Origin of the sequence: Pseudomonas grandcourensis (assembly GCF_039909015.1) — a bacterium.
In the GTDB taxonomy this organism is placed as follows: Bacteria; Pseudomonadota; Gammaproteobacteria; order Pseudomonadales; family Pseudomonadaceae; genus Aquipseudomonas; species Aquipseudomonas grandcourensis.
In genome coordinates this window covers 1,253,256-1,265,642 of sequence record NZ_CP150919.1, presented here as the reverse complement: position 1 = coordinate 1,265,642, position 12,387 = coordinate 1,253,256, and the positions used below count along the sequence as shown (strand labels likewise).

General features: G+C 61.8%; 7 protein-coding genes. 6 read left to right on the top strand and 1 reads right to left on the bottom strand.

All coding sequences use genetic code 11. The features are described 5' to 3' along the window. Positions 1 to 165 precede the first annotated feature (165 nt). The 5 genes from AABM52_RS05505 to AABM52_RS05485 all read left to right on the top strand — a co-directional run bounded on the left by AABM52_RS05505 (position 166) and on the right by AABM52_RS05485 (position 5,764). Positions 166 to 912, top strand: coding sequence for an amino acid ABC transporter permease (locus AABM52_RS05505; RefSeq protein ID WP_347910847.1), 747 nt, complete (start codon positions 166 to 168; stop codon positions 910 to 912). Beyond that, on the top strand, positions 912 to 1,583 hold the full coding sequence (locus AABM52_RS05500) for an ABC transporter permease subunit (protein WP_347912586.1): 672 nt from the start codon (positions 912 to 914) through the stop codon (positions 1,581 to 1,583). The genes AABM52_RS05505 and AABM52_RS05500 overlap by 1 nt, the downstream gene beginning before the upstream one ends. Next, a complete protein-coding gene (locus tag AABM52_RS05495; RefSeq protein ID WP_093214651.1) occupies positions 1,580 to 2,314 on the top strand; it encodes an amino acid ABC transporter ATP-binding protein in 735 nt (244 codons plus the stop codon). The genes AABM52_RS05500 and AABM52_RS05495 overlap by 4 nt, the downstream gene beginning before the upstream one ends. A 223-nt stretch (positions 2,315 to 2,537) precedes the next feature. Next, the gene (locus AABM52_RS05490) at positions 2,538 to 4,439 is read left to right on the top strand and encodes a sensor histidine kinase (RefSeq protein WP_347910846.1); all 1,902 of its coding nucleotides are present in this window, start codon (positions 2,538 to 2,540) and stop codon (positions 4,437 to 4,439) included. After that, positions 4,436 to 5,764 (top strand): sigma-54 dependent transcriptional regulator, encoded by a 1,329-nt coding sequence (locus AABM52_RS05485; protein WP_347910845.1) that lies wholly within the window; start codon positions 4,436 to 4,438, stop codon positions 5,762 to 5,764. Before AABM52_RS05490 ends, AABM52_RS05485 begins: the two co-directional genes overlap by 4 nt. Before the next feature lie 67 nt (positions 5,765 to 5,831). On the opposite strand, the gene AABM52_RS05480 is transcribed toward AABM52_RS05485, so the two are convergent. Beyond that, entirely contained in the window at positions 5,832 to 6,866 is a 1,035-nt protein-coding gene (locus tag AABM52_RS05480; protein ID WP_347910844.1) for an alpha/beta hydrolase, read from the bottom strand. 218 nt (positions 6,867 to 7,084) lie between these two features. On the opposite strand from AABM52_RS05480, the gene AABM52_RS05475 reads away from it, so the two are divergent. Continuing rightward, the gene (locus tag AABM52_RS05475; protein ID WP_347910843.1) at positions 7,085 to 12,319 is read left to right on the top strand and encodes a DUF6543 domain-containing protein; all 5,235 of its coding nucleotides are present in this window, start codon (positions 7,085 to 7,087) and stop codon (positions 12,317 to 12,319) included. Positions 12,320 to 12,387 lie beyond the last annotated feature (68 nt).

The window sequence follows — 12,387 nt, the reverse complement described above, 5'->3', positions numbered from 1 at the left end:
CCCTGGCCCTTTCAGGAGGTGGTCACTTCCTGCTGGCATTTTTTGGAAACACTCGAACCGGTGGCTGTCGAGCCGGGGGCGTGTGCCTGATCGTAAAGATCAGGCGGGAACGGAGCTTCCCCCAAGCGGGCACTTGTACATCGATTGAACTGAGGGGAGACCCTAATGAATTACAACTGGGACTGGGGCGTGTTCTTCAAGTCCACCGGCGTGGGCAGCGAGACCTATCTCGATTGGTACATGACCGGTCTGGCCTGGACCATCGGCATCGCCATCGCGGCCTGGATCATCGCCCTGACACTGGGCTCGATCCTGGGCGTGATGCGTACCGTGCCGAACCGCATCGTATCGGGCATCGCCACCTGCTACGTCGAACTCTTCCGTAACGTGCCGCTGCTGGTCCAGCTGTTCATCTGGTACTTCCTGGTACCCGACCTGCTGCCGGCCGACCTGCAAGAGTGGTACAAGCAGGACCTGAACCCCACCACCTCGGCCTTCCTCAGCGTCGTCGTGTGCCTCGGCCTGTTCACCACCGCCCGGGTTTGCGAACAGGTGCGCACCGGTATCCAGGCCCTGCCAAAAGGCCAGGAATCCGCCGCCCGCGCCATGGGTTTCAAGCTGCCGCAGATCTACTGGAACGTGCTGCTGCCCCAGGCCTACCGGATCATCATTCCGCCGCTTACCTCGGAATTTTTGAACGTCTTCAAGAACACCTCCGTGGCCTCGCTGATCGGCTTGATGGAGTTGCTCGCGCAGACCAAACAGACCGCCGAGTTCTCCGCCAACCTGTTCGAAGCCTTTACCCTGGCAACGCTGATCTACTTCACCCTGAACATGAGCCTGATGTTGCTGATGCGCCTGGTCGAGAAGAAAGTCGCCGTACCGGGCCTGATCTCCGTAGGGGGTAAATGATGGAATTCGACTTCTCGGGCATCATCCCGTCCCTGCCGGGCCTGTGGAACGGCATGATCATGACCCTCAAGCTGATGGCCATGGGCGTGATCGGCGGCATCATCCTCGGCACCCTCCTGGCGCTGTGCCGTCTGTCGCACAACAAACTGCTGTCGAACCTGGCCGGCGCCTACGTCAACTATTTCCGCTCGATCCCGCTGCTGCTGGTGATCACCTGGTTCTACCTGGCGGTACCGTTCGTGCTGCGCTGGATCACCGGCGAAGACACGCCGATCGGCGCGTTCGCTTCGTGCATCGTGGCCTTCATGATGTTCGAAGCCGCGTACTTCTGCGAAATCGTCCGCGCCGGTGTGCAGTCGATTCCCAAGGGCCAGATGGGTGCTGCCCAGGCACTGGGCATGTCCTACGGGCAGATGATGCGCCTGATCATCCTGCCGCAAGCGTTCCGCAAGATGACGCCGCTGTTGCTGCAACAGAGCATCATCCTGTTTCAGGACACCTCGCTGGTCTACGCCGTCGGCCTGGTGGACTTCCTCAATGCTTCGCGCGCCAGTGGCGACATCATTGGCCGCTCCAATGAGTTCCTGATTTTCGCGGGTCTCGTGTACTTCATCATCAGCTTTTCCGCCTCGCTGCTGGTCAAGCGTCTGCAAAAAAGGTTCGCCGTATGATCTCTATCAAAAGCATCAACAAGTGGTATGGGGACTTCCAGGTACTGACTGATTGCAGCACCGAGGTCAAGAAAGGTGAAGTGATCGTGGTGTGCGGGCCATCCGGTTCCGGCAAATCGACCCTGATCAAGTGCGTCAACGCCCTGGAACCGTTCCAGAAAGGCGACATCGTGGTCGACGGCACCTCCATCGCCGATCCGAAGACCAATCTGCCGAAACTGCGTTCCCGCGTGGGCATGGTGTTCCAGCACTTCGAGCTGTTCCCGCACCTGACCATCACCGAAAACCTGACCATCGCGCAGATCAAAGTGCTGGGCCGCAGCAAGGAAGAAGCCACCAAGAAAGGCCTGCAACTGCTCGAGCGCGTCGGTCTCTCGGCCCACGCCCACAAGCATCCTGGCCAACTGTCCGGTGGTCAGCAACAGCGCGTGGCGATTGCCCGTGCGCTGGCGATGGACCCGATCGTCATGCTGTTCGACGAACCGACCTCGGCGCTGGACCCGGAAATGGTCAACGAAGTGCTCGACGTGATGGTGCAACTGGCCCACGAAGGCATGACCATGATGTGCGTGACCCACGAAATGGGCTTCGCCCGTAAAGTGGCGGACCGGGTGATTTTCATGGACGCCGGCAAGATCATCGAAGACTGCCCGAAAGAGGAGTTCTTCGGCGACATCAGCCACCGTGCCGAGCGTACGCAGCACTTCCTCAACAAGATCTTGCAGCACTAAGCAAAACACCGCTCCCTCTGTGGAGGCGGGCTTTTGTGGCGAGGGGGCTTGCCCCCGTTGGGTCGCGAAGCGGCCCCGGCATTTTATAGTCAGACCGCATGCAATGGGTTTACGACTGCTGCGCAGCCGAACGGGGGCAAGCCCCCTCGCCACAGAACCCGCTCCCACATTGGGTCAGTGGTGATCTTGAGATTTGTGTTGTGGTTGACCCAAGGCATCTGTGATGAAATGCGACCCCACTCTTTATCGCGCAGCGTCGCCGTCACTCGCCGTGAAACCCCGTCTGGTTCGTCATTTGTTCCTGCCGCCGCTGATCATCGCCATGATGATCGGCCTGGGCTATATCGGCTTCTGGATCAGTGAACACTACGGCATCCGCAACCTCAGCGAAAACGGCCAGCGCCAGCTGGAACTGCACGCCCGCGCCGTCGAAAGCGAAATCAGCAAATACACCTACCTGCCCAGCCTGCTGGAACTCGAAACCAGCGTTTCGCAGTTGCTGGCCGACCCGACGCCGGAACACCGGCAGACGGTCAATGATTACCTCGAAGGCCTGAACCGGCGCAGCCGCAGTCGGGCCATCTACGTGATGGACACCACAGGCCGTGTCATGGCCACCAGCAACTGGCGCGATGTCGACAGTTACCTGGGTGAAGACCTGTCCTTTCGCGCCTATTTCCAGAACGCCGTGCGCGGTCAGCCAGGGCGCTTCTACGGCATCGGCAGCACCAACGGCGAACCCGGTTACTACCTGGCCCATGGCCTGGAAGAACACGGCAAGATCATCGGCGTCGCCGTGGTCAAGGTCCGCCTGGAAGCCATGGAAGAACGCTGGCAACGGGCTCGCCTGGAAGCCTTCGTCAGCGACGAGAACGGCATCATCATTCTGTCCAGCGATCCGGCGCGGCGCTTGAAATCGGTGGTGCCGCTGAGCGATGAAACCAAAGAAAAACTCGCCCGCAGCCTGCAGTACTACTGGTTTCCGCTCAACGAACTGCAGCCGCTGGCGCGGGAAACCCTGTCCGATGGCGTGGAAAAACTCACGTTCCCGGCCAACAGCGAGCTGATGTCCGACGACGAAAACATCAGCTACCTGGCGCAGACCCGGCCGTTGAGCGATACGCCGTGGAACTTCACCCTGCTTACGCCACTGCAGGACTTGCGCCGCGAAGCGATCAACCAGGGGATCCTTGTGGCCGTGGCGTTTGCCCTCCTGGCGTTCCTTTTGATCGCCTGGAACGAGCGGCGCAAGGTGATCGCCACCCGCCTCGCGGCCCGGGAAGCCTTGCAGGAAGCCAACAATCAGCTGGAGCGTCGGATTACCGAACGCACCACCGACTTGCGCGCCAGCAACGAACGGCTCAAGGGCCAGATCCGCGAACGCCGGCAGGCCGAAGAGACCTTGCGCCGCGCCCAGGATGAGTTGGTACAGGCCGGAAAACTCGCGGCCATCGGCCAGATGTCCACCAGCATCGCCCACGAACTGAACCAGCCGCTGGCGGCGCTGCGCACCTTGTCCGGCAATACCGTGCGCTTCCTCGAACGCGGCCAGCTCGACGTGGCCAGCACCAACCTCAAGACCATCAACGAACTGATCGACCGCATGGGCCGGATCACCGCCAGCCTGCGCTCGTTCGCCCGGCGCGGTGACGACAAGGGCCAGGCCTGCCTCGGCAAAGGCGTGGACGCGGCCCTGCAATTGCTCGGTGGTCGGGTGGAAAACATTCACCTGCAACTGCACCGCGATTTCACCGATGTGCAGGTACAGATCGACCAGACCCGTCTGGAGCAGATTCTGGTCAACCTGATCGGCAACGCCCTCGACGCCATGCAAGCGCAACCGCAACCCGAGCTGTGGCTCGAAGGCGAAGCGTTCGATGGCAAATACCGCCTGCGGGTGCGTGACAACGGCCACGGCATCGACGCCGAAGCGCGCAAGCACCTGTTCGAACCGTTCTTTACCACCAAACCCGGCGAACAGGGCCTGGGCCTTGGCCTGACCCTTTCCGCCAGCCTGGCCGCCGCCACCGGCGGTCACCTGGGTGTCGAGCACCCGGCCAACGGTGGTACCGCATTCGTCCTCAGTTTACCGTTGGTAAGCCCCACTCCCGCCGAGCCAATATGAACAACGACCTTAGTGTATTGATCGTCGAAGACGACCCCCATGTGCTGCTCGGCTGCCAGCAGGCACTGACCCTGGAAGACATTCCCTGCATTGGCGTGGGCAGCGCCGAAGAAGCCCTGGAGCGGGTCGGCGACAACTTCGCCGGCATCGTCGTCAGCGACATCCGCCTGCCGGGCATCGATGGCCTGGAACTGCTGACGCGACTCAAGGAGCGCGACCGCAGCCTGCCGGTGGTACTGATTACCGGGCATGGCGACATCTCCATGGCCGTCGGCGCGATGCAGAAAGGCGCCTACGACTTCATGGAAAAGCCGTTCTCCCCTGAACGCCTGGTGGATGTCGCCCGCCGCGCCCTGGAACAACGCAGCCTGGCGCGGGAGGTGTCGTCGCTGCGCCGACAACTGGCCGAACGCGATTCCCTCGAAGGGCGGATCATCGGTCGCTCGCCGGCCATGCAGAACCTGCGGGAACTGATCGCCAACGTTGCCGACACCTCGGCCAACGTGCTGATCGAAGGCGAGACCGGCACCGGCAAGGAACTGGTTGCCCGTTGCCTGCACGATTTCAGTCGGCGCCACACCAAGCAGTTCGTCGCCTTGAACTGCGGCGGCCTGCCGGAGAACCTGTTCGAAAGTGAAATTTTCGGCCACGAGGCCAACGCCTTTACCGGCGCGGGCAAGCGGCGGATCGGCAAGATCGAACACGCCGACGGTGGCACGCTGTTCCTCGACGAAGTGGAAAGCATGCCCCTGCCCTTGCAGATCAAACTGCTGCGGGTGTTGCAGGAGCGCACCCTCGAACGCCTCGGTTCGAACCAGAGCGTAGCGGTGGATTGCCGCGTCATCGCGGCGACCAAATCCGACCTCGTCGAGTCGAGCAAGGCCGGCGAGTTCCGCAGCGACCTGTATTACCGCCTCAACGTGGTGACCCTGGAACTGCCGCCGCTGCGCGAGCGCCGCGAGGACATCCTGCAACTGTTCGAACACTTCTTGCAGCAGTCGTCCCTGCGCTTCGACCGTGCGGTGCCGGAGCTGGACAACCAGACCGTTTCGAACCTGATGAGCCACGACTGGCCGGGTAACGTGCGTGAACTGCGCAACGTTGCCGAGCGCTTTGCCCTGGGCCTGCCGGCGTTCAAGAAACCCGGTGCCGGCGCCGGCAATCAAGGCCTGGCCTTTGCCGAAGCGGTGGAAGCGTTCGAGCGCAACCTGCTCAGCGACGCCTTGCAACGCAGCGGCGGCAACCTGACCCAGGCCAGCCAGGAACTGGGCATGGCCAAGACCACGCTGTTCGACAAAGTCAAAAAGTACGGCCTGAGCCATTGAGCAAAACCTGATCGCCCACTACCCCTGTAGGAGCTGCCGAAGGCTGCTCCTACAGGGGATTTTGGGGTTAGAGGAGGTTGCGATCAGCCACAGGCTCGATCTGCGCCCAGTGTGAAGTGTCTTCACGGTGCTCGCGCAAGTACGGCAACACCGCCGCCAGCAACGGCGCCTTGAACGCCTCCTGGAAACGATGGGCCAGCCCCGGAATCAGGATCAACTGACTGCCACGCAAGTGCGCCGCCAGATGCACCCCATGCATCACCGGCAGCAGCGGGTCGGCCGTGCCATGCACCACCAGCGCCGGCACCCGCAACTGATTGAGCAGGCTCACCCGGCTCGGCTCGGCAAGAATGGCCATGATCTGGCGTTTCACGCCCTCGGGATTGAATGCGCGGTCATAGGACAGCGCCGCCTGATGCAGCAGCGACTGGCGATCATCGGTGACCATCGGGCTGCCCAGCGCCGCCAGCAGATCGGCCTGTTGCTCCAGGGCCACTTCGCGGTTCGGTGCGCCGCGCCGGGCCAACAACTGCACCAGCGCCGCACTTGGCGCCGGCAAGCCTTCGGCGCCGGAGGAGGTCATGATCAGGGTCAGGCTCTCGACCCTTTGCGGTGCCATGGCCGCCATGTGCTGGGCGATCATTCCGCCCATGCTGGCGCCCAACACGTGGAATTGGTCGATGTGCAAGGCGTCCATCAAGCCCAGGCCATCGTCGGCCATGTCAGTCAGCGAATACGGCGACGACACCGGCAATCCGAGTTTGTAGCGCAGCACTTCGAAGGTCAGGTTGGCTTCGGCCGGTGCTTGCCGCCAGGTCGACAGGCCGACATCGCGATTGTCATAGCGGATCACCCGGAAGCCCTGCTGGCACAGTGCGACCACCACCTCGTCCGGCCAGTGAATCAATTGCCCGCCCAGGCCCATCACCAGCAGCAAGGCCGGATCGGACGCACGGCCGATGCTCTGATACGCCAGGCTTACCTGGGCCAGATCCACCCGTTCGGTCGGAACATTGACGTCACAACGCGAAGCCGCCAGGGCCGGCAGGCCGAACAACAGCGCGGCCAGAAATACGATTCGTGAAAAGAATGAAGCACCCATGAAAAAACACCAAAACGCAGAACCCCAGTAGAGCGCGAGTCTGATGAAGTTTGTTAGAGCGCGCTGCCACAGTTCCATGACAGTTTGATGAAGAGTGCCGAGCGGTCATCAAGCGCCAGATTCAGCCTCGCGATAACTATGTACCACCCGACCGTTTGACGACTGCCACCTAATACCCGTACCGCCGGTACGGTCCGGCCTTATGGAGACTCATCGTCATGGCTGACGAAACCACCCCCCTGACGGCCGATTTCGGCCTTGCCTTTCCTTTACCCGCGAACCCGGATCAAAGCCTGACCCTGAGCGCCTCGGAACGCTGGAATGAATGCTGTGAACAGTGGCGGGCGCTTATGGCGCAAAACCCGCAGTCGCCGCTCGCCAGCACTTGGTGGAATGCCCGTGCGCGCGGTACGGATCAGACGCGTAAGGCACAGGCAAACCGCTTGTACCGTCAGCATTTCGAGGCGTCGAGCCAATGGGCTTTTGCCCAAGGCATTCTACAAGCCGAACAGATCGAGACATTACAGGCGATCATCGACCCGCCCGTGCAAACAGCAACGCCTGCCACGCCACGGGTTTACGTCGAGCAAATGCAGTTCAAGGATGGCAAAGGCTTGTCAGTCAAGCTATCGGGCGCCTTGGTCATCACCCGGGACACGAAGCAACCGGTCGCTCAGCTGCTGTACTCGCCTTCCCTGCCATCCGCCTGGATGACCTTTGAGAAGCGTGTCGATATGGAAAGCTGGCTGATCGAACATCAGCCGCAGATGTTCGACCAACCCCGGATACCGAGAGACACCCTCAGGGTCGAGTACACAGTGCTTGAGCAAAAGGTGCTGCAGACCAGCGCCGAATCCCTGTGGCCGCGCTTGCACGTCGCACCTGAGGACCGGTCGCGCAACGAATCGACCCTGGCCCTGCCCGCCGACCTGCCGGACGCGGATTCCAACGACGAAGGTGTCCTGTTCGGCCAGCTGAGCCCCGATATTCCACTGGGCATCCGTCGCCAGGCACTGGCGCAACAGCGCACGGCACTGGATGCCTTGCTGGGCGAGAACTTTCAGGGCGACCACACTGACCCGCGCCTGCAACGTCTGCAACAGCAAATGGACGCCCTCGCTGCGGCCGAGCAGGCCAGCACCACCGCCGCAACCGCACTGCTGCACAGCGACAGTGCGCAGAAAATGCTGGAACTGCGCCACAAAAACCGCCCGCACTACGCCGCCCTTTACCAGGCACGCCTGGACGGCCTGCGCGCCGAAGCCGGGCTGCAATTGAGCCTGAACCAGATCAGCCAAGAGGAACATCAATGGCTGATCAGTGTGCTGGACGCACCGGATCAACCACATCCGAACGGGGTGGTGGTGGCGCGCCTGGTGTTGTCGATGACGAACAGCGAAGGTGACACCAGCGGTACACAAACCCGGGAACTGGACGGTGTATTGCTGTTTTCCCGGCCGTCGGCCTTGCTGCCATCCTCGACCGAAAGCCTGTTGCTCTACTGGCCCGGACGTTTCGGTGGCCTGCAACGATTCGCTTCTCGACAGGCGCTGGAACAGTCGCTGTTCAAACTATCGGTCAACGACGGCAGTCAAGCGCTGCATCTGCTGCCGCTGACTGCAAACCCGTTCGAATATGCCTTGCAGAACCAGCTTCATGGCTGCGTACAAGAAGTGGCCCGGCTACTGACCACCAACCCGGTTCCGTCTCGCGCCAGTCAACGCGAGACAGAACTGGAAAAGCTGCGCGAGCAGACCCTCGCCTGCCTGACGGTTCCTGTCCCTGCAGCCCGGGAGCTGGCGCACCAACACATTGTCGAGCAAGTTCACAGCAGTGCGCTGGCCGCACGCTTGCCGGCCTGGCACGGCACCCTGTCCGCCGTGCAACGTGAGCGGATCAAGACGCTGTTCAAGTCCTACATCAAGGCCATGAAGCGCTCCCATGAATGGTTGGAGCGCGAATTGCCGCCCCGCGACGCCTTCAGCAAAAAGGCCATTGATGCCTACCTGCGCCAGGCGTTCGGCCTGTCCCGAAACGTTGACGTGCTACTGGACGTGCCTGACTCCACCGCCTGGCGCAAGGTCGTCACCGAGGGGGCGGCACCAGGGACACCCCAGGAAAACGTGCTGGTCGCCAGCCAGCAACGCAGCAAGTTGACCCTCGGCGACCTGGCGCAAAGCAACATTGATCAGGCGATGTCGTGGCGCCTGTCGTTCATGCAAGTGGAGACCAGCGGCGGCGACCCGGCAGATCATCAGAAGCTGAAAACCGCCATCACCCAGGCCTGGCTACGCAAGATGGTCGCCGAACTGGACCTGGCCGGACAGTATGAAACGCTGATTCATGAAACCTTCCTCGGCACCTCGGCCGCGCCGGCCTTCAGCAATGAATACCGCCACGAATGCCTGAGCGAACCCTGGCGCCTGATGCTGCGCCTGCAAGGCGAGTTCGCCGTGCTCGCCAAGGACATCAATGCCGATGGCCAACAGGTCCTGGGCATCGCCATCGATGCCAGTAGTCGTGAAGCCTTCAGCGCCCATGGTAAACGCATCGAGTTGCTGCCAGCGCACCTGACAGTAGGCGGCAGCGACACCCCTGGCCAGGGGCCGAGCACCCTGTCCGGCGTGACCTTCATTGTCGAGCGGATCAGTGGCCTGACCCTGCTCTACCTGCCGGACAGCCAGGACGGTGTGTTTCTTCGCCAGTTCGACAGCCTTGAGCAGGCGCGGATGCGACTGTTCAACGATTGCCTGCGCAGTTCCATGGTCACCTATCTCGCCGGACGGGCCTTGACCGGCGAGTTCGCCCATCACGTCAGCCGAATCAACGAGGCGCGAGTGAGAAACTTCGACGGTCTGATCGGCGTCGGCATGCCTTGGCCATCCAGCACCTCCCTGGCGGCGCATCTGCTGAACGTGCACATGGGCCGTTTGCTGGAAGCCCATCGGGTGACATCGCGCTCCAATGATGCCTTGTACCTGGAGCAAGTCGCCCTGAAGTCCGGCGCGATGTTCAACTACCTGAAAATGGCCGTGGGCATGCTGCCTTTCGTCGGTGCAGCCATCGCCCTGTACGACGCCTGGAACAGCATCAACCTGGCGGTGGCGGCCTTCCTGCGCGGTGATGTCGGTCATGGCCTGGCCGAGGTGGAAGCGGTGCTGTTGTCGCTGATCGATGCGGCCATGGACATTCTCCCGGGTGTCAGCGCTGCGCCCACTGCGGCCCGCGCCGTCACGCGCAATCGTCAGTGGCGGGCGCTGGGCAAAAGCCCGCGTGCCTTGCAGGTATCGACGCGACACCAGGCACGACGTGCCCTGGAACGCTTCAAGGGTTACGAATATGAAAAGCCGATTTCCCTTGCGGACCTGCAACCGGGCACCGAAGGCATTTATCGCAACGTGTACCGCCACGTTGACGGCCATTTCATGGTCAGCCAGGGGCGAATCTATCGCATCGAGCTGGAAGGCCAACCACCCCGCTGGCGCTTGAGCGGCACCCGCAGCCGGAGCTACAAACAACCGGTTGCCCTCGATGAATCCGGCCACTGGAACACCCATTACGCGGTGTACGGCACCGTGATCGAAGGCGGCGGCGTAGGGGGTGGCGCGGTGCTGGGGCACATGGCCGATGGACTGGACCCACTTTGGCCCGTCGCCATTCGCCGCTGGCTGCCACGCTGGTGGACCGATCGGGCCTTGCGTCGGCAGTTGACCCTGACCAATACCGCCGACGCCTACTTGCGACGGCTCGATACCCAGACCCGCAGCAGCAACGTCACGCTGGAGCACTACTTCGGCCTCGAACCCCAGCAGCGCCCGGCCCTTCGCGCCCGTGCCGATATCACCTGCACGAACGATATCGACCTTGCCCAGGCCCAATACCTGAATCTCGATGAGCTGATGCTGTACAGCCATGGCCGCAAACGCGTGCAGATCGAAGACATTCAAAGCCGCTGTGCCTGGATCATCGTCGACCGTTCGTTGCGGCGGATCGGCCTGGTCAAGGAACGGCTGCTGGAGCACCTCGACCGTGTCGATCAGTTGATCGCGCGCTCAAACACCACACAGGTCACCGATACCGCCGCGCATTTGCAGCTCATGGCGCAACGCAAGGAGGTCCGCAAAGACTTTCTCAAAGATTTCGATCAGCTCCATACGACGGTCGAGGAAGCCAATCGCTGGAACCGCCGGATCACCAACCGGATGCAAAAATCGAAGTTGGCGCAGGACATGACGACCGTGAATGAAAAATTCAGCGACGCCAATCACTTCTACCTGAAAACGGCACATACCCTGGAAATCATCACCCACTATGACGCGGTAACCGACCTGTCCTGGGCGTACTTCCACGTACAGTTGAAAACAGCCCGCAACAAGGTCGGTCGCGCGTTACTGACGCAGCATCACCTACCTCAGGTGAGCGCCAGCGTCAGCCAGCGCAACAAAGTCCTCGAAGACTGCCTGGCCACCTATACCGGATTCCGCCGTCAGTTGGGCGCCTGGACTCTCGGCTATCCGCAGCACCTGGATCTGGAGCAAGTCACCGCATTTCTGGACAATCTGGACAGGGTCGAGGACTTCGCGCGCCATGCCATCAAGACCCGCCCTTCGGTGGTTCCCAAGGAAGGACGGCCCGGGCAGCAGCTGTTCGAGACCGAAGACAACCAGTTGTTGATCGGCATCGCCAGCACCGACGCGGTCACCCGGCAAAAGCGCTTCACCATCGAAGGTGTCGATGGCCGTACGGAAACCTGGCTGCCCCGTTCCAGCGGTAAATATCACCTCAGTGAACCCGCCGTCTCCGCGCAACCGATGCTGCCGACCGATGTCAGGCCACTGCTGACAGAGGCCGGAAAAAGGCTGGTAGCCGCGGACGCCTATACCCACAAAGTCAAAGGCTATGCGCAGCAAAACATGCTGCCCGTCGACCTGGAACACATGATGAGCAGCGAAGCAGCGGAGTTGACCCTGCGCGCCCAGGCCATCGAACGGTTGTCCCCCGCCGAGACCGTAGCGCTGCAATTGCGCAATCGGGCGGATGAGATGTTGCGCACGGGGCGCACCCTGCGCATCGATCAAAGCATGAACAGCAAAACCCCGACCGAAGGTTATCTGGACTATCTGCTTGAACAGCAAGTGGTGGACATCCGCAAGGAAGGCGGTTTGCGCGACCTGGGCAAACGCGCAGACGGACGACGGGATTTCCTCCAGGAATACGAGGTGCGCGACCTGCGCAGCGAACCGGCACAAACCCTGTGGTACGCACACTTCCACTACACCTCGGCCAAGCCTCAGTTCAGCGACTTCGTCAAAGGCCATCTGAAACGGCCGGAACAACGCAACCTCGGCCTGCAATGGCAGAAGGACGTGGCCGCCAGTGGCGGTACGGTCGAGGCGATCTGGCGCGGCGACATCGGCAAACCGCTGGGCAACAAACACTTTTCCGCGCTGTAAAGTAACTACGGCGGAGTACGCCATGTGCTCCGCCGTGCTGGTGGTCGACAGCGGCCCCAACATGAGAC